The sequence below is a fragment of the Streptosporangium sp. NPDC001681 genome (assembly GCF_040298085.1).
Lineage (GTDB): Bacteria > Actinomycetota > Actinomycetes > Streptosporangiales > Streptosporangiaceae > Streptosporangium.
The window spans coordinates 1-21,340 of sequence record NZ_JBEOZN010000061.1; the positions used below are offsets into that span (position 1 = coordinate 1).

18 protein-coding genes and 1 riboswitch are annotated in these 21,340 nt (G+C 68.0%); of the genes, 11 read left to right on the forward strand and 7 right to left on the reverse strand.

The genetic code is table 11. From position 1 onward, the window contains the following. Positions 1-962: 962 nt before the first annotated feature. Complete coding sequence (locus ABT130_RS25860; protein ID WP_030905642.1) at positions 963-1,163, forward strand: helix-turn-helix domain-containing protein; 201 nt, start codon at positions 963-965, stop codon at positions 1,161-1,163. Between the two features lie 335 nt (positions 1,164-1,498). On the opposite strand, the gene ABT130_RS25865 is transcribed toward ABT130_RS25860, so the two are convergent. Further along, the gene (locus tag ABT130_RS25865; protein WP_350959427.1) at positions 1,499-2,461 is read right to left on the reverse strand and encodes a C40 family peptidase; all 963 of its coding nucleotides are present in this window, start codon (positions 2,459-2,461) and stop codon (positions 1,499-1,501) included. 92 nt (positions 2,462-2,553) lie between these two features. Further along, positions 2,554-2,701, reverse strand: a riboswitch (cyclic di-AMP (ydaO/yuaA leader). 335 nt (positions 2,702-3,036) lie between these two features. On the opposite strand from ABT130_RS25865, the gene ABT130_RS25870 reads away from it, so the two are divergent. From ABT130_RS25870 to ABT130_RS25895, 6 genes are all read left to right on the forward strand, one after another. Beyond that, positions 3,037-3,690 (forward strand): amino-acid N-acetyltransferase, encoded by a 654-nt coding sequence (locus tag ABT130_RS25870; RefSeq protein ID WP_350959430.1) that lies wholly within the window; start codon positions 3,037-3,039, stop codon positions 3,688-3,690. 228 nt (positions 3,691-3,918) lie between these two features. Continuing rightward, complete coding sequence (locus tag ABT130_RS25875; protein ID WP_350959433.1) at positions 3,919-4,986, forward strand: RDD family protein; 1,068 nt, start codon at positions 3,919-3,921, stop codon at positions 4,984-4,986. A gap of 655 nt (positions 4,987-5,641) precedes the next feature. Next, positions 5,642-5,827 (forward strand): hypothetical protein, encoded by a 186-nt coding sequence (locus ABT130_RS25880; protein ID WP_350959436.1) that lies wholly within the window; start codon positions 5,642-5,644, stop codon positions 5,825-5,827. Positions 5,828-6,273: 446 nt separating this feature from the next. After that, a complete protein-coding gene (locus tag ABT130_RS25885) occupies positions 6,274-6,606 on the forward strand; it encodes a histone-like nucleoid-structuring protein Lsr2 (RefSeq protein ID WP_012895497.1) in 333 nt (110 codons plus the stop codon). Between the two features lie 279 nt (positions 6,607-6,885). After that, on the forward strand, positions 6,886-9,393 hold the full coding sequence (locus ABT130_RS25890) for an ATP-dependent Clp protease ATP-binding subunit (RefSeq protein WP_030905625.1): 2,508 nt from the start codon (positions 6,886-6,888) through the stop codon (positions 9,391-9,393). 536 nt (positions 9,394-9,929) lie between these two features. Beyond that, positions 9,930-10,880, forward strand: coding sequence for a TIM barrel protein (locus ABT130_RS25895; protein WP_343962239.1), 951 nt, complete (start codon positions 9,930-9,932; stop codon positions 10,878-10,880). Between the two features lie 167 nt (positions 10,881-11,047). Here the strand turns inward: ABT130_RS25895 and ABT130_RS25900 are convergent, their stop codons facing one another. Next, positions 11,048-11,923: an HhH-GPD family protein gene (locus tag ABT130_RS25900; RefSeq protein WP_350959439.1), complete on the reverse strand. Its 876-nt coding sequence runs from the start codon at positions 11,921-11,923 to the stop codon at positions 11,048-11,050. Between the two features lie 144 nt (positions 11,924-12,067). Here ABT130_RS25900 and ABT130_RS25905 point away from each other — a divergent pair, with 144 nt between their 5' ends. After that, positions 12,068-12,754: a hypothetical protein gene (locus ABT130_RS25905; RefSeq protein WP_350959442.1), complete on the forward strand. Its 687-nt coding sequence runs from the start codon at positions 12,068-12,070 to the stop codon at positions 12,752-12,754. A 197-nt stretch (positions 12,755-12,951) separates the two neighbouring features. On the opposite strand, the gene disA is transcribed toward ABT130_RS25905, so the two are convergent. The 5 genes from disA to ABT130_RS25930 form a co-directional block, all read right to left on the reverse strand. Next, positions 12,952-14,037 carry a DNA integrity scanning diadenylate cyclase DisA gene (gene disA, locus ABT130_RS25910; protein WP_350925636.1) on the reverse strand — a complete coding sequence of 362 codons (1,086 nt, stop codon included), beginning with the start codon at positions 14,035-14,037 and terminating at the stop codon, positions 12,952-12,954. A gap of 108 nt (positions 14,038-14,145) precedes the next feature. Then, positions 14,146-15,549, reverse strand: a complete 1,404-nt coding sequence (gene radA / locus ABT130_RS25915; protein WP_350925638.1) for a DNA repair protein RadA — start codon at positions 15,547-15,549, stop codon at positions 14,146-14,148. Between the two features lie 79 nt (positions 15,550-15,628). Beyond that, a complete protein-coding gene (gene trxA / locus ABT130_RS25920) occupies positions 15,629-15,943 on the reverse strand; it encodes a thioredoxin (protein ID WP_350925640.1) in 315 nt (104 codons plus the stop codon). Next, positions 15,924-16,319: a MerR family transcriptional regulator gene (locus ABT130_RS25925; protein ID WP_350959445.1), complete on the reverse strand. Its 396-nt coding sequence runs from the start codon at positions 16,317-16,319 to the stop codon at positions 15,924-15,926. The genes trxA and ABT130_RS25925 overlap by 20 nt, the downstream gene beginning before the upstream one ends. Before the next feature lie 113 nt (positions 16,320-16,432). Next, on the reverse strand, positions 16,433-17,131 hold the full coding sequence (locus tag ABT130_RS25930) for a class I SAM-dependent methyltransferase (protein WP_350925644.1): 699 nt from the start codon (positions 17,129-17,131) through the stop codon (positions 16,433-16,435). Positions 17,132-17,392: 261 nt separating this feature from the next. On the opposite strand from ABT130_RS25930, the gene ABT130_RS25935 reads away from it, so the two are divergent. From ABT130_RS25935 to ABT130_RS25945, 3 genes are all read left to right on the forward strand, one after another. Next, on the forward strand, positions 17,393-18,202 hold the full coding sequence (locus ABT130_RS25935) for a sugar phosphate isomerase/epimerase family protein (RefSeq protein WP_350959448.1): 810 nt from the start codon (positions 17,393-17,395) through the stop codon (positions 18,200-18,202). Further along, positions 18,199-18,843: a TetR/AcrR family transcriptional regulator gene (locus ABT130_RS25940; RefSeq protein ID WP_350959451.1), complete on the forward strand. Its 645-nt coding sequence runs from the start codon at positions 18,199-18,201 to the stop codon at positions 18,841-18,843. The genes ABT130_RS25935 and ABT130_RS25940 overlap by 4 nt, the downstream gene beginning before the upstream one ends. Positions 18,844-19,062: 219 nt before the next feature. After that, positions 19,063-21,183, forward strand: a complete 2,121-nt coding sequence (locus tag ABT130_RS25945; RefSeq protein ID WP_451935078.1) for a heterodisulfide reductase-related iron-sulfur binding cluster — start codon at positions 19,063-19,065, stop codon at positions 21,181-21,183. Positions 21,184-21,340: the final 157 nt, after the last annotated feature.

The following is a 21,340-nucleotide window of genomic DNA, read 5'->3' on the forward strand; positions in this document are numbered from 1 at the left end:
GCCTTCCCCCTGGCCCCGGTCGACCCGCCCCCGGGGTCTGCGGGGGGCCCGGCCCCCCCCCGGGCGTGGGACCTCGTCTCACGCGGTCCGGCGGCGCGATCGTCTCCGCCGGGCGGTGTCCGCCGGGATCGAAGCCCGGATGACGGCCCCGAGGCGGCATCCCGGGGCGGCCGGTCGGGCTCGGCGCGCACCTTCGAATCCCGGTCGGGCGGTACCGGGTATCGCCCTCATCACCTCGCGAGCACCTCCTCACCGTCCCGCACGGCTCCGTGCCGGCGCGCGTGGGCGCGAGCACGGCACGCGGACGATGCCTGGGCGGACGGGGCGAATCCCCATGGGCCGCAAACCACGGGGTCCGTGCTCACGCTCCCCGTGCAATTTCGGACGGCTTTCTGCATAGCGCAGAAACTCCCTTTTAAGCATGTCCAATATCGCCTGACGCCCGCCGTCGGCATCCGATACTTCGCTAATGCCGCAAAGGTGCTCTTGGGGGCTTCCCATTTCAGAGTTTTCCGCGAGGTGCCGTCAAGGCGCCAGACGGCGTGGCCGTCGAAGAGTGCCAGGAAGAGATCGATTTTCCCGGGGAAAAGCGGGAAGCTCGCTTCCGCCGAGGATGCGGCCCCGCGGGTGCGCGCCGCCGCGGCGGTTCCGGCGAAACCTTGTTCTGCCAGGACTTCTGTTGTCGCAGCCAGGGGGGCACCTGCGGGCTCGTGCGGGGGCACGGCCGTGACTTAACCCCAAAGGCACTGACATATCATGAGTACTTCACGTAGCACCTAGTATGTCAATAGTGGGCGCGCGCTATGAAGAGTAGAACTTGACGACCTTTGAACAAGGCGTTTACCGTTCCTGGCGGACGGTATTCATTTCCGGCGTCTCGCGCCCGGTTTCCAGAGTGGGGGGAGTGACTCTTGATGGCATATCCAGAAGTGGATTCTCGCCATGGCGACAGCCCCCTGGGCATGAGTGATATCGGTCTCAGTGACGACGACCTCGTGCTGCTGGCTGAACTCGCCAAGGGCGTCACCGTCGACAGGGTGGGCCGCCGCCTCGATATCAGCGGCCGGACCGTCAGGCGCAGGCTCAGAGGCATCTGTGACCGCATCGGTGTCGCCACGGCGATCGAGGCCGTGGCCTGGGCGGCCCGCCGCCGCCTGATCTAGGCCCTGCCCTTGGCTGTTCTGCCCACCGCGGTCAGGGGGCGCCCCGCCGCGTTGCCGTCGGTCACCGCGGCACGCTGAGGCTTCCTCCTCCGCCCTGCAAGGCGCCACCTGACCGATCCTCGCCACGGCAGGACCCACCTGGCAGGGCTCACAGGCCCTGTCTCGCGGATACTCTGCCCACCGCGGTCAAGCCGGCGCCTCACCGCACCTGCGGGCACCGTCCGAGGGGCGCAAGTCTGCGGGGTACCCGTCTGACCGGCCCTCGGCACGGCAGGATTCGCCGCCCGGCCAAGGGCCGGGCGGCTCGCGATCCGTGACCGGCCCGGCTCAGCCGCTCAGTCGGCGATCCGCACCCCGCCGGCGAAGGGCCGGTTGTCGATCGTGGCGATGTGGATGACGTCACCCGTCCGGGGCGCGTGGACCATCAGGCCCGCGCCGATGTAGATCCCGACGTGGTGCAGGTCGCTGTAGAAGAAGACCAGGTCGCCCGGGCGCAGGTCGTTTTTGGAGATGTGGGTGCCCGCGGTCCACTGGTTGCCGGTGTAGTGCGGCAGGCTGATGCCGACCTTCTGGTAGGCCCACATGACCAGCCCGGAGCAGTCGAAGGAGTTGGGGCCCTCGGCGCCCCAGACGTACGGCTTGAGTTGCTGGGTGAGCGCCCAGCGGGCCGCCTCCGCCGCCTTGCCGCTGCCCACGATGGGCACGTCGACCTTCACCCGGGCACCCCTGTTGCTGACGGCCCTGGTGCGTACCTCGCTGAACAGGTCGCTCTCGACCCGCGCGACCAGTCGCTCGATCTTGCTGCGCTTGCCCTCGATCTCCTCCAGGAGCACCTTGACCTCTGAGGTCCTCGCCTTGGCGCCGGCCTGAGCCCGCTCGGCGGCCTCGATCGCCCGGCCGACCTGGGCGACCTCCTCGCTCTGCTGCTGCTGGAGGGCGTAGTTGGTGGTGGCCTGGTCGAGGAAGGTGTCGGGGTCGGTCGCCTGGGTGAAGGCGAGCCCGGAGTTCAGGCCGCCGGACATGTAGTTGCTCTGCGCGAGGAGGGTGGCCTTGGCACGCCGGGTCGCGAGCTCCGACTCGCTCGTCGCGAGGGTCTTCTTGGCGCTTTCCGCGGCTCGCTGGGCCTGCTTGAGCCTGACCCGCTCGCCGTTGTACTGCTCGGCGAGCGTGCCGATCTCCTCGTGCAGCTTCTCGGCCTGCTTGGCCAGTTGCTGGAGGCTGGGCTCGGGATCCGCCGTGGCCGAGACCAGGGGGGTGCCGAGGGTCATGATGGCGAACGCCAGGCCGATGACCGCCATGCGGCGACTCCGCCTCCGCGGCGCGCGTTCTCGACAGCGGGCGTCGCCGCCCGCGTGCTCTCCTGCGCGGTCGCGCATGCGCTTCACCAACGGGCTCCTCTCCTCGGCCGCCTACCGGGTTAGCTGACGGGTTCGGGCCGGAGGCAGCCCTACCGGGTGCACCGGTGGCACTCGGATTCACCCCGAAGGACGTGGTGGGTCCCCGGTTCCCCTGGTCGGGAGATTCGGCGGGTCAGGCTTTTACGTCTCTGACATCGAGCACGGAGATTAGTGCACTCGTGGTTCCTGCTCAACCAGAACTGCGAACTCAGTAGAGGTTTCGCAACTGAAATGTCACGGAAAGATCACATGCCAATATGATCAACATGGCCATTACGCTGCCTTTGCCTTCCTCGCGGCGGGCGCGGCGCGGGTCTTCCCAGGTCCGGGACCGTGCCAAAGATGAGCTGCGACACATTGGAGACGTCGTGCGCCCAGCGTGGTAATCCAACTACCAAGGGTCATGTGATGCCCCCGGGGCGAGAGTTAAGGATGAGCCGTAATTGAAGGCCGGAGAGGACGTACGCTGATCGGTCATGGAGCAGCTTGCGGAGCATTCTCCCGTGCCGTTCGCGAATCCCGGGAAAGAGGGGGAGCGGCGAACCGGATCCGAGGGAGAGGAGCGGGGGTCACCCGTTCCCGGCGCCACCCCGGCGGTCACGGTCCGCCGTGCCCGCACCCCGGACGTCCGTGCCATCAGGCGGCTCGTCGACACCTACGGTGGAGTCGGCCCGCGCCTGCTGGAGAAGGCCACCGTCACCCTGTACGAGGACATCCAGGAGTTCTGGGTCGCGACTGACGCGGAGGGGATAATCCTCGGCTGCGGGGCGCTTCATGTTCTCTGGGAGGATCTTGCCGAAATTCGGACCGTTGCCGTCGATCCGACCCGCAGGGGAATGGGAATCGGCCATCGGATCGTCTCGGTGCTCATCCGCACGGCCGCCGAGCTGGGCCTGCGCAGGGTCTTCTGCCTGACCTTCGAGGTCGGCTTCTTCGCCCGGCACGGATTTCAGGAGATCCAGGGCACACCGGTCGCCCCGGAGGTCTACGCCGAACTTCTCGCCTCCTACGACGAGGGCGTCGCGGAGTTCCTCGATCTGGAGCACGTCAAGCCCAATACCTTGGGAAACACCCGGATGCTGCTGCACCTGACACACGAGCCAGACTCTGATGACTTTAGAGATGACTGACGGGAAAGGTGACTGTTGATTCCTATGTCGATACCTTGTGCAGCAGCAAGCATGTGCGTCTGACATTTGCCACATGCGCAGTCTAAGTGAGGTGACGCGGTGAGCAACGGACAGCCGCCGTATCCACAGGATGATCCCGAGCGCAGTCGTACACCTTCGGGACAGCCGGATTACGGGCAGTACAACCCGGGGCGTTCCCCTGGCGAACCCGACCCCGATGTGACGATCATGGGATATCGGTCGGAGGGATCGCAGCCGAACACCGGCCCCGGGCAGACCCAGCCCGGCTATGGTCAGCAGGGCTACGGCCAGCAGCAGGGGTATGGGCAGCAGTCGTACGGCCAGCAGGGGTATGGGCAGCAGCAGTCGTACGGTCAGCAGGGCGGGACGGACGCGTACGGCCAGCAGCAGGGCTATGGCCAGCAGGGCGGGACCGGCGCGTACGGTCAGCAGCCCGGCTACGGGCAGCAGGCGTCCCACGAGCAGCCCGGCTACGGCCAGCAGCCCGGTTACGGGCAGCAGCAGCCGTCCCAGCCGGGTTACGGGCAGCAGCAGTACGGTCAGCAGCAGCCCGGCTACGGCCAGCAGCCCGGTTACGGCCAGCAGCAGCCGTCCCAGCCGGGTTACGGGCAGCAGTACGGTCAGCAGCAGCCCGACTATGGCCAGCAGCAGTACGGGCAGCAGCCCGACTACGGCCAGCAGCCGGGTTACGGCCAGCAGCCCGGCTACGGGCAGCAGCAGTACGGGCAGCAGGGGTACGGCCAGCCTTACGGTGGTCCCCCCGGCGCTCCCGGCCCGCTCGCCGAGTGGTGGCAGCGCCTGGTGGCGCGGATCATCGACGCGATCATTCTGGCGATCCCGGGGGTGATCATCAGTGCGGTGCTGACCGGCCTCCTGGTTACGGCTCCCAGTTTCAACCTCGCGACGGGCGCCAGCACCGACGGGAGCGGCGTCTTCCTCGCGAGCCTTCTCATCTCCCTGGTCAGCGCGGCGATCTACTTCGCCTACGAGTTCTTCATGATCAGTAGGGGTGGGCAGACCGTCGGCAAGATGGTCATGGGCATCAAGATCGTGCCCGTCGGCAGCACCCTGCCGCCGGGCGGGCTCAGTTCCGACGTCGCGCTCAAGCGCGGCGGTGTGTTCTTCGGCCCGCAGTTCCTGAGCTGGATCCCCCTCCTCGGCTGGATCGTCAACATCTTCAGCCTCGTGAACGTGCTGTGGCTGCTGTGGGACAAGCCCCTGCAGCAGGCGCTGCACGACAAGGTGGCCGGGACGGTCGTCGTCAAGATCAAGTAGTTCCGGGTAAATCGGGGCCGGCGGTTGAACCGCCGGCCCCGATTTCGCGCCCGGACCAGAAAAACGGAGACCGTTAGGGGTGGGTAACCGTCTCGGCCGCGGAAGCCACGGAAGCGTAAAAATCATTTGCCGCGCCATGGGCGACGCGGGGGGACTTATGATCGAACCCCGGCGTGCTCCGGCGGAATATTCGTGTTTGAGGCCGGACAAGGGGCTCAGGAGAGCCCGCAAGCCGCTATGAGACGCCAATGCCGGATCTGCCCCCGTCGAGGGTTCGCACACCAGTCATCGAATGGTGGGAGCGGCCCGCCTCCCGCATCCCCGGTGACGGCCCGCGGGTTTCTCTCCTTCACCTTCCGTCGCGCGTTCAGGGGTCTTCTCGCGGAGCTGGATCATGGGTGTGTGGTGTTGCCCGGGTTGTCCCGTGAGCCCATCGTCTTTGGTGGTTATACGGTCTACGACTATGTACTCCACGCCAGAGTGGGTCGTACTCTTGGTAAGAAAGCGTTGAAGATCCGTCTTGTTCCGCAGGCTTGCGTCGCATCGGCTGCCGCCCGGGTGATGAAGCGAGCCGCTCTCCATCCAGGTGTTCTGCCGACGGTGGACATTCTCGCGATGAACCGCCCGCGGTGATCTCCGGTTCCGTGACAAGGCGTTGTTCATCCTGGTGGGAAGGCTCTCCCACCAGGGGCTTCGCCCCTCCGAGGCCGGTGGCGCAGCGGCCGGAGAGCGGGCGGGCATTGGTATTTCCGAAGGCGACGATGATCACCTGATCATCCTGTCGGTTTTTCCCTGCGGCTTTACGACTGCAACCGGTAAGGCGGCTGGAGAGAAGCATTAGGCTGGAGAGCGACGGGCCTGGTCGCCCCTGCTGACGCACGTCGCCGTCCGGTGGCGCTATGGTCATCTGTGGGCGGTTCCAGACTGATCGGGCGGACACCCGCGTGGCTCGGGAGTCGTCGCCAAATTTTCATGGTCTCCAGAAAGCCACCTAGCGGTACGGAGCGAGGACGAATGTACGACGTATTGTCCGCGTTGATACCTCCGGCGGTCGTCGGCGGAGCCTTCATCTTCGGAGTCGTCAAGCTACTTCGGAGTGAAGCCGCCGGTCGCCGGCCAAAACAGTCCGACCCGGCCGAGTCGCAGAACAGCTGATCCACCGGAGCACCGACTGAGAGTGTCTCGGTCGGCTGTGAGAATCGCCGGGCTCCTGGAATTGCCGCTCTTCGATCGCGGGTATATGTTTAGCTTGCGAATGAAACAATACTCCGCGAAAGGATTGTGTAGATGGCCAAGCAGATCCAGGAGATTCTCATCGACGACCTCGATGGGGGCGAGGCCAATGAGACTGTCGCCTTCGCGATTGACGGCACCAGCTATGAGATTGACCTGAGTGACGTTAACGCGAAGAAGCTCCGCGACTCCCTGTCGCCTTTCGTGCAGAGCGCCCGTCGTTCCGGCGCGCTGGCACCCCGCCGCCGCCGCGCGGGTGGCGCGCGGGCACTCACGCGAGAGAAGAGCGCCGACATCCGGGCATGGGCGAAGTCCCACGGCCTTAATGTCAGCGAGCGCGGTCGAATCGCCTCCAAGATCGTCGAGCAGTACGAAGCGGCTCACTAGATCGGCTCAGTGGATCGAGTGAATCATGCGGTTATGGCGGTCACGGTGGGGTCCGGTGGCGGCCATGACCGCATGATGTGTTTGTCTGGTGGACAAACGTCGTTCGCTTGCGGCGTAGCGGGAACATCCCACCCCCCGTAAGTAGTTGGATGGAGGGTGAACGCCCTGCTCTCGGGGAACGTCTTCTGCATAGAGCGGTCGCCGGGTCGGGGCTACCATGCGGGATGACAGGGCCCGGATATCCCGGACCTGCCTGACCGCTCTGTGAGGAGCGACGAGATGTTCGAGAGGTTCACCGACCGCGCACGGCGGGTTGTCGTCCTGGCCCAAGAAGAGGCCCGGATGCTCAACCACAACTACATCGGTACGGAGCACATTCTTCTTGGCTTGATCCATGAAGGTGAAGGCGTTGCCGCCAAGGCTCTGGAGAGCCTCGGCATCAGTCTTGAAGGTGTGCGTCAGCAGGTCGAGGAGATCATCGGCCAGGGCCAGTCCGCGCCGTCGGGGCACATTCCGTTCACCCCGCGTGCCAAGAAGGTCCTTGAGCTGTCCCTGCGCGAGGCGCTGCAACTGGGGCACAACTACATCGGCACCGAGCACATCCTGCTCGGCCTCATCCGTGAGGGCGAGGGCGTGGCCGCCCAGGTGCTGGTGAAGCTGGGCGCCGATCTCAATCGGGTCCGCCAGCAGGTCATCCAGTTGCTCCACGGCTACCAGGGCAAGGAACCGACCGCCGCCGGCGGTCCGGCCGAGGCCGCTCCTTCGACCTCTCTGGTGCTTGACCAGTTCGGCCGCAACCTGACCCAGGCCGCTCGCGAGGGCAAGCTCGATCCGGTCATCGGCCGGGAGAAGGAGATCGAGCGGGTCATGCAGGTCCTGTCCCGCAGGACCAAGAACAACCCGGTCCTGGTGGGTGAGCCCGGCGTCGGCAAGACCGCCGTCGTGGAGGGCCTGTCCCAGAAGATCGTCAAGGGCGAGGTGCCCGAGACGCTCAAGGACAAGCAGCTCTACACCCTGGACCTGGGCGCCCTGGTGGCGGGTTCGCGCTACCGCGGTGACTTCGAGGAGCGCCTGAAGAAGGTCCTCAAGGAGATCCGCACCCGCGGCGACATCATCCTGTTCATCGACGAGCTGCACACGCTCGTCGGTGCGGGCGCCGCCGAGGGAGCGATCGACGCCGCCAGCATCCTGAAGCCGATGCTGGCCCGAGGCGAGCTGCAGACCATCGGTGCCACCACCCTGGACGAGTACCGCAAGCACCTGGAGAAGGACGCGGCGCTTGAGCGGCGTTTCCAGCCGATCCAGGTGGCCGAGCCCAGCCTCAGCCACACGATCGAGATCCTCAAGGGTCTGCGGGACCGCTACGAGGCCCACCACCGCGTCTCCATCACCGACGGTGCCCTGGTGGCCGCCGCGCAGCTGGCCGACCGCTACATCAGCGACCGGTTCCTGCCGGACAAGGCGATCGACCTCATCGACGAGGCCGGCTCGCGCATGCGCATCCGCCGCATGACCGCGCCGCCGGACCTCCGCGAGTACGACGAGAAGATCGCCAATGTGCGGCGCGACAAGGAGTCCGCGATCGACGCGCAGGACTTCGAGAAGGCCGCCGCCCTCCGGGACCAGGAGAAGCAGCTCCAGCTCAAGCGCGAGCGCCGCGAGAAGGAGTGGAAGGCCGGCGACATGGACGTCGTCGCCGAGGTCACCGAGGAGCTCATCGCCGAGGTCCTGGCGACCGCCACCGGCATCCCGGTCTTCAAGCTCACCGAGGAGGAGTCCCAGCGACTGCTCCGCATGGAGGACGAGCTGCACAAGCGGATCATCGGCCAGGACGACGCCATCAAGGGTCTGTCCCGCTCGATCCGCCGCACGCGCGCCGGTCTGAAGGACCCGCGCCGCCCCGGTGGCTCGTTCATCTTCGCCGGTCCTTCCGGTGTCGGTAAGACCGAGCTGTCCAAGGCGCTGGCCGAGTTCCTGTTCGGGGACGAGGACGCGCTGATCATGCTGGACATGTCGGAGTTCATGGAGAAGCACACCGTCTCCAGGCTGTTCGGCTCGCCTCCCGGCTACGTCGGATACGAGGAGGGCGGCCAGCTCACCGAGAAGGTGCGGCGCAAGCCGTTCTCGGTCGTCCTGTTCGACGAGATCGAGAAGGCCCACCCCGACATCTTCAACTCGCTGCTGCAGATCCTGGAGGACGGTCGTCTGACCGACGCCCAGGGCCGGGTGGTGGACTTCAAGAACACCGTCATCATCATGACGACGAACCTGGGCACCCGGGACATCTCCAAGGGTCAGGGGGTCGGCTTCGCGAAGAGCAACGACGCCGAGTCCAACTACGACCGGATGAAGTCCAAGGTGCAGGAGGAGCTCAAGCAGCACTTCCGGCCGGAGTTCCTGAACCGTGTCGATGACATCGTGGTCTTCCACCAGCTCACGCCGAAGGAGATCATCCGCATCGTCGACCTGATGCTGGCCCAGGTGGGTCTGCGTCTGAAGGACCGCGACATGGGGATGGAGCTCACGCAGGAGGCCAAGCAGCTGCTGGCCGACCGTGGCTACGACCCGGTGATGGGCGCCCGCCCGCTCCGTCGTACGATCCAGCGCGAGCTGGAGGACACCCTGTCGGAGAAGATCCTGTACGGCGAGCTCCGTCCCGGCCAGATCGTGAAGATCGGGATCGAGGGCGAGGGCGAGAACGCGAAGTTCACCTTCGTCGGTGAGGACGCGCCGGTCGACCGGGTTCCCGACTCGGCCGCCGCCATCGCGGAGCCGATCCAGAACTAGGCCCAGAACCGGGCATCGTCCCGCGGGCCCTGGCCGTTGAGGATCGGTCAGGTGGTGCCTCGCAAGGTTGGCGGAGGTCATCGCAGCACGCTGCGGTGACCGACGACAACCCGGCGAGGCGTCGTCCGTCTCGCCGCGGTAGGCGGAAGAGCCAAGGCGCAGGACACCGGGCATGGCCCGATCAGGCAGGAAGGACAGACCCCGCCGTGAGGATACTCACGGCGGGGTCTGTCTATTTGTTACCTAAGAAGGTGTCTCGCCACGATAGGTAGTACTACACTGCGTAGAGCGAGTTCGATAAGTCTTGCCCGAGTGATCCGTGGGTTGCAGTGATCATGGTGAGATCGGCGTCGAGGTCAGCCTGGCGGCGTACCGGGAAATCAGCTTCGTGAGTGACGCGGAGCCCGGTGGTCGCACGGGATGCTTTGGACGGCCGGGTCGAACTCCGGGCAGGGAGAGCCTCCGGCTCACGGCGCTGGAACACCGGCGCGGGGCGATCGGAGACGCTTACACGGAAGTATGTTTTGGAGGCACGCATGCGTTTACGGCACGAGGACGGGACGCTCGTTCACCTGGCCTACAACGCGGGCGTGCACCCCGCCGAGGACCTCGAGAACCTCATCGCGCACCTGACGAGATACGCGGTGCCGGTGCGCAAGCGCCTCGGAGTGGAGCGGATGGGCGTCGGCCTCTGGCTCTCCCCGAGCGTCGCCGACCATCTCACCGCGGACCGGATAGAGCTGGTGCGCCTGCGCCGCTCCCTTGAGGAGCGCGGCCTGGAGGTCGTCAGCCTCAACGGAACCGGCGGCAGGAACCAGGAGTCCCCCGGTCCCGACTGGGCCAAGCCCGAGCGTTACCGCTACACGATGGCACTCGCCAAGATCCTGGCCTTCCTGCTCCCGCAGGACGTCCGCTTCGGAAGCATCTCCACCATCCCCATCGGCTGGCGCCGCGACTGGCCGGCCGACCTGCACGCGATAGCCTCGCGCCGGCTGGAGCGCCTCGCCCGCGAGCTGCGCGGGCTGTACAGCGTCACCGGAAAGACGATCAGGGTCGGCTTCGAGCCGTGGCCCGGCTGCGTCCTGGAGACCACCAAGCAGGCGCTCGACAGGGTCTCCGGCATCGACTCCGAGCACCTGGGGGTCTGCCTGGACGCCTGTTACCTCTCCGGCGGCGCTGAGGAGCCCGGAGTCGCCCTGCGCGGCCTGGCGGACGCCGGAGCTCCTGTCGTCAAGCTCGGCCACGTGCACAACCACATGGCCGCCGCCTGCCAGGAACTGCCCAGCACCCGTTCGGTCCTGGAGGACACCCTCACCGCGATGCTCTCCGGCGCGGTGAACGGCACCGCTCACATCGAGGTGGAGACGCACGACCTGGCCGTGCCGCTTCGGGCCAAGGGGCCCGGCGCACTGGTCAACGTGATCGCCGAGGAACTCGACTGGGCCCGCACCAGCCTCACGGCGCTCGGCCTGCGCCTCGCCGCCTGATCGCCTTCGCCCGCCGGACTCGCGGCGCGGCAGTGGAGCCTTTCCCGCCGTGCACGGAGGCCCCGGCGGGAAAGGCGCCGGCCTGCTCCACCCGGTGACCGCGAGCCGGGCGGCAGGTGCCCTCGTCGAGGGCGCGTTCCCGCGGTGAGGTGTCGATCGTGGCGCGTTCAGCCGGGTAGGCGGTAGGTGCCGTCGTCGAGGACCTCGGCCAGGCCGTCGGAGATCAGGCCGTCGAGGGCGCGCTCTCGCTGCGGGGCGTCGTCCCAGACCACGTCGAGAGCGTCCTTGGGCACCGGACCGTGGGCCTGGCGCAGAACCGCGAGAAGGCGGCCGCGGCACTGACGGTCCGTGCCCGCGTACGTCTGCCCCCTGCGCACGGGACCCTCGTAGGCGGGCTTGCCCGCCAGGCGCCAGGCGCACAGGTCGCTGACCGGGCAGTCGGCGCAGCGGGCGGCACGAGCGGTGCAGACCAGTGCGCCGAGCTCCATGACGGCGACCGCCCAGACGGGGGCGCGGTCGGCGTCGGGGAGCAGCGAGGTGGCGAGCCTGCGCTCGGGGGGCGTGGTGGCCTTCGGCGGATATTCCTCGCCGCTGACGGCCCGCGCCAGGACCCGCCGCACGTTGGTGTCGAGAACCGCGTGCCGGCCCCCGAAGGCGAAGCTGGCGACCGCGGCCGCGGTGTACTCGCCGACGCCGGGCAGCGCCAGCAGGGTGTCGTGCTCCGAGGGGACCTCACCGCCGTGCCGGTCGGTGATCGCGCGGGCGCACGCGTGCAGGTTCAGCGCCCGGCGGGGGTAGCCGAGGCGGCCCCAGTGGCGTACGGCCTCACCGGGGGGCTCGGCGGCGAGGGAGGCGGGCGTGGGCCAGCGCTCCATCCACTCGGTCCAGACGGGCAGCACCCTGACCACCGGTGTCTGCTGCAGCATGATCTCGCTGACCAGGATCGACCAGGGCGAGGCGCCGGGCGCCCGCCAGGGAAGGTCGCGGGCATTGCCGGCGTACCAGTCGAGGACGGGTTCGAGTAAGCGGTTCGACTCGGGCACCTTTTGACGATAGTGCGGGATCGGGCCCCCTTGCCCCTCCTTCACCTGCCTTCATCCGCCTTCTGCCGATGATCGGTGGCCGAAACGGGGACGGTAGCGGCGGGTCTCCCCCTGTGGCCCGTGAGCACTAACCATACTGTTGGTATGGACCCCGACACGTTCCGTAGCGATATCGGAGCTGACATCTACTGGCGGCGCCGGATGGCCGCGCTCGTCGGTGTGCTCGTGGTGGTCGCCGTCGTGGCGTGGGCCTGCTCGTCGACGAGCGGGCCGCAGGACGCCCGGGAGAAAGGCACCTCGGCCGCCAAGAAGGACGTGCCGGACCCGCTGCTGGCCATCCTGCCGACCGTGACGGTCATCCCCTCACCGCCTGCGAGCCCGTCCGCGAGCCCGACACCGGAGCCGAGGGAGAGCAAGGCGGCCCCCAGGCCCCGGCGACCTGGTGAGGCCTGCGCCTCTCCGCAGCTCGTACTGAGCATGGAGGGCCAGGGGACGGTCTACCCGCCGGGCATCCGGCCCCGCTTCATCCTCACCCTCGTCAATGTCGGCAAGGTGATGTGCACCACGGATGTGGGGCCGCGCAACATGGAGGTGCGCATCACCTCCGGTGACGACCGGGTGTGGTCCTCCTCCGACTGCGTCAGCGGTGAGACCGAGAACATCCGCAAGCTCGACCGGGGCATCCCCTATGTCCGGGAGCTGGTGTGGGACCGCCGCAGGTCCGGGAACGACTGCACCGCCGACCGCGTCGCCGCGCGTCCCGGTACCTACGTCGCGGTGGTCCGCGCCCCCGGCCTGAGGAGCCGCAAGGCCGTCTTCCACCTTCGCTAGCGATGTCCGTCCGCGTGCCTCGGGGCACCGAAGGGCCGCTTCCGCGAGACGACGGCCGGAAAACCGGCCGAAGTTCGCGGTCAGCGCGTCGGCGCCGTGCAGACCTGCGCCGGGTCGGCGGCCGTCGGCCGTCCAGGCCGCCGGGCGAGGCATGCCGGAAGGACCCGGTGAGCCTCCGCGCTCGGCCGGGGGATCTCTTACACGTAGCGTTCCAGGATGGACGACTCGGCCAGCCGGGACAGACCCTCGCGGATGTGGCGGGCCCTGGCCTCGCCCACCCCGCCCACCTCCTGGAGGTCGCCGATGCTGGCGGCCAGGAGCTTCTGCAGGCTGGCGAACTGGTCGACGAGGCGCTCGACCACCGTGCCCGGCAGGCGCGGAACCTTGGCCAGCAGGCGGTAGCCCCTGGGGCTCACCGGTGTCTCCAGGGCGTCGTTGCCCGAATGGCCGAGGATCTGGGCGACGACCGAGAGGTCGAGCAGGTCGGCGGAGGAGAGCTGGTCGAGCTCGTGCAACGCCTCGGCGAACTTGCGCGGGCGGCGGCCCGTCACGGGCAGGTAGTCGCGCACGATCAGTTCGAGGTCGCTCTCCGTGCCGGCCACGAGCTCATCCAGCTGCAGGGAGAGCAGGCGGCCGTCAGTGCCGAGCTCCACCACGTAGCCCGCGATCTCCTCGGAGATGCGCCTGACCATCTCCAGCCGCTGGGCGACCACCGCGATGTCGCGGACCGTCACCAGATCCTCGATCTCCAGCGCCGAGAGCGTGCCGGAGACCTCGTCCAGGCGGAGTTTGTAGCGCTCCAGCGTGGCCAGGGCCTGGTTGGACTTGGACAGGATGACCGACGACTCCTCCACCACGTAGCGGATGCCGTCGAGGTAGAGAGCGATGATCCGCATGGACTTGCTGAGGGAGATGACCGGAAAGGATGTCTGAAGGGCCACCCGCTGGGCGGTGCGGTGCCGGGTGCCCGACTCGTCGGTGGGCAGGGACGGATCAGGCATCAGGTGCACGGCCGCGCGCACGATCCGCAGGTCGCCGGAGTTGAGGACGATGGCGCCGTCCATCTTGGCCAGCTCGCGCAGCCGTGTCGCGGAGAACTCGACGTCCAGCTCGAACCCGCCGCTGCAGATCTCCTCGACGGTGCTGTCGTATCCCAGCACGATCAGGCCGCCGGTGTGTCCTCGCAGGATGCGCTCCAGGCCGTCGCGCAGGGCGGTGCCCGGTGCGACGGCGGCGAGGACGTCCCTGCGGCGGTCGTCGAGCCCTTTGTACGTTGCTGCCACATGACCCCCGTGGTCTGCGTATAACGCTCAGCTTACCGGCGAAGGCCACGCACGGCCCGGAATCATCTGATGACCATGGGCCGCGCGAGGTCCGTGGGGCGTGGCGCCTCAGGTGACGTGGGTGAGGGCGTCCCAGACGTTCTCCGCCTCGACGACGTCGAAACCGGGCGCGAAGGACGCGCCACGCCCGGCCACCCGGACCAGGGAGTTGTCGCCGTTGCGTCTCTTGCCCACCTCCAGGGAACCCGCCGGGACCAGTGCCCGGGTGAAGCCCAGCCGCGCGGCCTCCGACAGGCGGCGCCGCACGTCGCGCACCGGGCGCAGCTCCCCTGCCAGGCCCACCTCGCCGAGCACCACCAGGCCGGCGGGGAGCGCCTTGTCGCCGGCCGCGCTGGCGACCGCCAGCATCACGGACAGGTCGACCGCGGGGTCGCTGAGCTTGATCCCGCCGACGGTCGCGGTGAAGACGTCGCACCCGCCCAGCTTGGCGTTGAGCCGCCGTTCCAGCACGGCCAGCACCATCGTCACCCGGTAGGTGTCGAGCCCCGAGGAGGAGCGGCGCGGCTGCTGGGCCTCGGTCCTGGCGACCAGCGCCTGGACCTCGGCCGGCAGCGGCCGGGTGCCCTCCAGGGTGACCGTGACGCACGTGCCGGGCACCGGGTCGGTGCGGTGCGAGACGAACAGGCCGCTGGCGTCGGTGATGCCCTCGATGCCGCTCTCGTGCAGGTCGAAGCAGCCGACCTCGTCGACCGGGCCGTACCGGTTTTTGATCGCGCGGACCAGGCGGAGCCGGGAGTGCCGATCGCCCTCGAAGTGGAGCACCACGTCGACGAGGTGCTCCAGCGTGCGGGGGCCGGCGATCGAGCCCTCCTTGGTGACGTGGCCGACCAGCACGGTGGCCATGCCACGCTCCTTGGCCAGCCGCACCAGGTTTCCCGCGACCTCCCTGACCTGGGTCACCCCACCGGGCACGCCGGTCGCCTGGGCCGAGCCGATCGTCTGCACCGAGTCGACGATGAGCAGGTCGGGCTGGACCTTCTCGACGTGCGAGACCAGCGCGCCCAGCTCGGTTTCCGCGGCCAGGTAGAGACGGTCCTGGATCGCGCCGATCCGGTCGGCCCTGATCCGCACCTGGGCGGCCGACTCCTCACCCGTGATGTAGAGGACGGTCTGCTGCCGGGCGATCTTGGCCGCCGCCTCCAGCAGGAGAGTGGACTTGCCGATGCCGGGCTCACCGGCCAGCAGCACGACGGCTCCGGGCACCAGACCGCCGCCGAGGACCCGGTCGAGCTCGGGCACCCCGGTGCCGCGCGCGTGCGCCACCTCGGCCTTGACCTGGCCGATCGGAACCGCCGGTGCCGACACCGCTCCGGCGGAGGCCACCCGCGCACCCGCGGGCGCCGTCTCCTCCTCGACCGTGCCCCAGGCCTGGCACTCGCCGCAGCGCCCCACCCACTTGGCCGTCTGCCACCCGCACTCGGCACAGCGGTAGCCACCAGCCTTCTTCGCCATGGCCGCACGTTACCCGTAGGACCCGACAACTTTCACCCGGCGGGGGCGCCGTACCGGATGAAAGCCATCGGGAGAGGCGTCAGATGTGGCCTTCGAGGTCGGCCAGGAGCAGGCGCTTGGGCTTGGCGCCCTTGATCTGCCGGACCACCTCGCCGTCCTTGTAGAGGTTGAGCGTCGGCAGGCCGAGGACGCCGTACCTGGCGGAGATCTCGGGGTAGTCGTCGGCGTTGAGCTTGGCGATCGTGAGGCGGTCGCCGTACTCGGCCTCGATCTCCGCCAGGACCGGTGCGATCATCTTGCACGGCCCGCACCACTCGGCCCAGAAGTCGACCAGGACCGGCTTGTCGCTCCGTAGCACCTGCTCGTCGAAGTTGTCACTGGTCAGTGTGATCATGGTTTTCCCGTTTCCTCGGTACGCATCCTGGGCAGGCGGTGGTCAGCTGCGCCGCCACCTCCGCCCTCCGGGTGAGAAGCGTGCGGATCTCATCGTCGATCTCCGCCAGCTTGCGCTGGTAGACGGCCACGGACTCCGGGCACGATCCCCCCAGGGCATGCCCGGCCCGCAGGCAGGCCACGAACGGGCGGGCGTCCTCCAGAGTGAAGCCGACGGCGAGCAGCGACCGGATCTCGGAGACGAGCCGCAGATCGGTCTCCCCGTACTCCCGGTAGCCGTTGGCCGAGCGCCGGGCCGTGATCAGTCCCTGCTGCTCGTAGTAGCGCAGTGCCCGGGTACTGACACCCGCCCGCCGTGCCAGCTCGCCGATCCGCATCCGGCCCTCCTCGTGACCCGACGATAAACCTTGACATCAACGTCAAGGTCAAGCCGGTGTCCCGTTGTTCCCCCTCCGCGCCCGACAGGCCGGCGGGCAGCCGCGGGACAGGTTCAGAACCGCCTCCAGCGCAGCAGGTTGGGGTAGGCGATCTCCAGGCCGGGGGTCTCGGCGATGGCGAGGTCGGCGACCGCGGGGGTGAACTCGATGCGGAGCACCGCCTCCAGATCGGCGCGGCGTTCGAAGCACATGCGCAGGTCGAGTTTCTCCACCTGCCAGCCCTGGCGGTTCCAGAAGCTCTCGACGGCCCTGGCCGAGTACGCGGGGATGGACTGGCTGAACCAGCGGCCGAAGGCGCCGCGGGTGGTGTCGATGTCGATCACGAAGGCCGCGCCGCCGCGCCGCATCACCCGGGAGAGTTCGGCCAGGCCGGGCTCGCAGCCGGGGCCGAAGAAGTAGGCCCAGCGGGCGACGGCCACGTCCACGGAGGCGTCGGGCATCGGGAGGGCCTGGGCGGTGGCGGCGTGGATCTCGACGTTCCGCAGGGCATGGCAGCGGCGCCTGGCCAGCCGTACGAGGTCCTCGTGGGGTTCGACGCCGATCACGCGGGCGGCGGTGGCGGCCATGGCCGGCAGGTGATAGCCGGTGCCGCAGCCGATGTCGAGGACCGTCGCCCCCGTCCACGACCTGACGGCCGCCATCGCGGCCTCGGCACGCCCCTCGGGATCGACCGCCCGGTTCTCCAACTCGTAGGTCTGGGGGGTGTTCCAGATGTTGGGGCTGGGGATGGCACCCCTGGCGAACCTCGGCATGCCCTTACCGTAATGACTCCTCCGTCTCGGTGAGGAGAGCGGCTTCTCACCCCACCGGCGGAGGCGGGCCTTGATCGTTTCGAACGCCCGGCGGTCTCCTCGCCGAACCCGACGATGTGATCTCGGTCGCGTCGGTGGTGGCGGACAGCACTGCTCGCCGGACCCGCTTAGGCTGGCAAAGGTGAGCGACATGAGCGAGCGGGCCGGTATGCCCAGCGGTGTTCGCCAGGGTGTGCTCCGAGTCGGAGACGAGGAAGCGGTATGAGCGTCCGTGTATCCAGCGCGAAGATCGCGCTGTCCAGCGCGTCGGTGTATCCCGAACGCACCCCCGACGCCTTCGAGTTGGCCGCACGTCTGGGATACGACGGTGTGGAGATCATGGTGGGCGCCGACCCCGTGAGCCAGGACATCGACGTCCTGGAGCGCCTGTCGGACCACTACCAGCTGCCGATCCTGGCCATTCACGCGCCGTGTCTGCTGGTGACGCAGCGGGTGTGGGGCAAGGACCCGTGGGCCAAGCTCCAGCGCGCGCAGCGCGCCGCCGAGCGGGTCGGCGCCAAGACCGTCGTGGTGCACCCGCCGTTCCGCTGGCAGCGCGACTACGCGCGCGATTTCGAGCTCGGCCTTGCCAGGATGCGTGACGAGACCGACGTGGTCTTCGCGGTGGAGAACATGTTCCCGCTGAGGGCCAGGGGCAACGAGGTGGTCCCCTACTCACCCGACTGGAATCCGGTCGACTACGACTTCCCGCAGGTCACGCTGGATCTGTCGCACACGGCGGTGTCCGGGTCCGACGCCATGGAGATGTTCACCAAGCTCGGCGACAGACTGGCCCACCTGCACCTGGCCGATGGCGTGGGGGTGTCGAACAAGGACGAGCACCTGGTTCCCGGGCGGGGCAACCAGCCGTGCGCGCCGATCCTGGAGCGGATGGCGGGCAACGGCTACTCGGGGCTGGTCGTGCTGGAGATCAACACGCGCAAGGCCGCCAGCCGTACCGAGCGGATCGACGATCTCGCCGAGGCGCTGGCCTTCGCCCGGCTGCATCTCGCCGCGTCCACCAACGTATGAGCGAGCCCGTCGTGAGCACGCCGTCCGCGAACGGCTCCGCCCAGGACGGGGCCGGAGCGGTCAGAAGGCGCCCGGGGCGCAGGCCGGGGTCGGCTGACACCCGCGGGCAGATTCTCGCGGCGGCGCGTGAGACCTTCGCGGAGAAGGGGTTCGACCGGGCGACCATCCGGGGCATCGCCCGGCAGGCGGGAGTGGATCCGGCGCTGGTCCACCACTACTTCGCCGGCAAGGAGGGGATGTTCGTCGAGGCCATGGAGCTGCCGATCACCCCCGAGAGCGTCGTCTCGGCGGTCCTGGCGGGGCCGCGCGAGGAGGTCGGCGAGCGGCTGGCCCGGTTCATCCTGACCGTCACCTCGGATGCCGGAGCCCGCCAGCCGCTGCTGGCGCTGGTCCGCACCGCGATGACCAACGACCAGATGGTCGTCATGATCCGCGAGTTCATGACGCAGGCGCTCCTGGTCCGGGTCGCGGAGATACTGGGAGTCCCGCCGATCCGGATGGAGGCGGCCTTCGCACAGCTGTTCGGCGTGGTCCTGGTGCGCTACGTGCTCAAGCTGGAGCCACTGGCCTCGGTGGACATCGAGGAGCTGGTCGAGCTGCTCGCCCCCACGGTCCAGCGCTATCTCGACGCGCCTTCCTAGCCTCGGCGGCCATCTCGGCGGCATATAGAGCATTGTTCTGGGAACGGTGTTGACCGTAAGGTGGCCACGGCCGCCGGCGGTCTCGCTTTGAAGTTAAGTTACCGATCAGTAGTATTTATGGAGACCCGTCGTCAGCGTGGATGACAGGCAGTCGTACGCTGTCAGCCAACGTCGTCTGTGGGAGGACCCGTGCTCTGGGTAGCGATTATCGGGCTGGTCATGACAATCGTGGCGCTCGCGCTTGCCGCGCGCCGCGTGTTGTTCCTGTACAAGCTCGCCACCATCGGGCCGGGCGCGCCCGAGCGCGTCGAGTACGCGAAGAACAACCTCGGTGAGGAGCTCAAGGCCCAGCTGGTCGAGGTTTTCGGGCAGCGGAAGCTGCTGAAGTGGACGGCGTCCGGTGTCGCGCACTTCTTTGTCATGTGGGCGTTCTTCATCCTGGCGACCGTCTACCTTGAGGCGTACGGCGCGCTGATCCAGGGGGCCGTCACCGGAACCCCCGACTTCCACATTCCCCTTGTCGGGACGTGGCCGATCCTGGGTTTCCTGCAGGACTTCATCGCGGTCGCGGCCCTGCTGGGACTCATCGCCTTCGCGACCATCAGGATCAAGAACGCTCCGAAGAAGCTGGGCCGCAAGTCCCGCTTCTCCGGGTCGCATCTCGGCGGTGCCTGGCTGGTCCTCTTCATGATCTTCAATGTGATCTGGACGATGTTCCTCTTCCGCGGCGCCGCGGCCAACACCGGCAACCTGCCCTACGCCTCGGGGGCGTTCGCCTCCGACGCGACGGCCGCGCTGCTGCGGCCGCTGGGCGAGGCGGCCAACGAGGCGCTCGAGCACGTCGGCCTGCTCCTGCACATCGGCGTCATGCTGGTGTTCCTGGTGATCGTGGTGAACTCCAAGCACCTGCACATCTTCACCGCGCCGATGAACGTGGCCTTCTCCCGCCGCCCGGACGGCAACGGCGCGGCCCAGCCGATGCGGATCGACGGCAAGATCGTCGACTTCGAGGACGAGGACCTCGACGGTGACCGGCTCGGCCGGGGCAAGATCGAGGACACCACCTGGAAGGGCTTCCTCGACTTCTACACCTGTACCGAGTGCGGCCGTTGCCAGTCGCAGTGCCCGGCCTGGAACACCGACAAGCCGCTGTCGCCGAAGATGCTGATCCTGGACCAGCGCGACCACGCCTTCAAGGTGGCGCCGTATCTGATGGCCACCCAGGAGCAGCGCGCCGACCTGCACGAGGACGTGCTGGCCCTGCTGGAGAAGCCGCTGGTCGGCGAGGACGGCGTCATCCACCCCGACGTGCTGTGGTCCTGCACCAACTGTGGTGCCTGCGTCGAGCAGTGCCCGGTGGACATCGAGCACATCGACCACATCCTCGACATGCGCCGCTACCAGGTGATGGTGGAGTCCAACTTCCCCTCCGAGGCCGGCGTCATGGTCAAGAACCTGGAGAACAAGGGCAACCCGTGGGGGATGTCCGAGATGAAGCGGGCCGACTGGATCGAGGAGCTCGCCGGCCGCGAGGTCGACCCCATCGAGGTCCAGCTCATCGATGACAAAATGCCGGAGGACACCGAGTACCTGTTCTGGGTCGGCTGCGCGGGGGCGCTGGAGGACCGGGCCAAGAAGACCACCAAGGCGGTCGCGGAGCTGCTGCACGTCGCGGGTGTGAAGTTCGCGGTGCTCGGCCCGATGGAGGCGTGCACCGGTGACCCGGCCCGCCGCCTGGGCATGGAGTTCCTCTTCGACATGCTGGCCAAGCAGAACATCGAGACGCTGAACGAGGCCGGGGTCAAGAAGATCGTCGCGACCTGCCCGCACTGCTTCAACACCCTCGCCAACGAATACCCGCAGCTGGGCGGTACCTACGAGGTGGTGCACCACACCCAGCTGCTGGCCAAGCTGGTGGACGAGGGCAAGCTGATCCCGGTCACGCCGATCGAGGAGAAGATCACCTACCACGACCCGTGCTTCCTCGGGCGCCACAACAAGGTCTACTCCCAGCCCCGCGACATCATGGCCAAGGTCCCCGGTGTGCAGACCCAGGAGATGCACCGTCACAAGGACCGCGGCTTCTGCTGCGGCGCGGGCGGCGCGCGGATGTGGATGGAGGAGCGGCTCGGAAAGCGCATCAACACCGAGCGGGTGGACGAGGCGCTGACCACGGACCCGGACACCATCTCCACGGCCTGCCCGTTCTGCCTGGTCATGCTCGGTGACTCGATCAACGAGAAGAAGAACGCGGGTGAGGCCAGGGAGACGCTGGAAGTCGTCGACGTCTCCCAGCTGCTGATCAAGTCGATCAAGGGCCAGCCCGTCGAGGCGTCCTGACGCCCGATGACCGAACGTCAGGTGCGGCATTTTTTCGCATGCCGCACCTGACCTGCGGTCAAGTTCCCATGAAAAGGACGTAAGGTCCGAAAACCTTCCTTTCACATAACGGTCAAATCACGGTAACCTCAACGTCGCGTAGCTCATTCAACGGGGA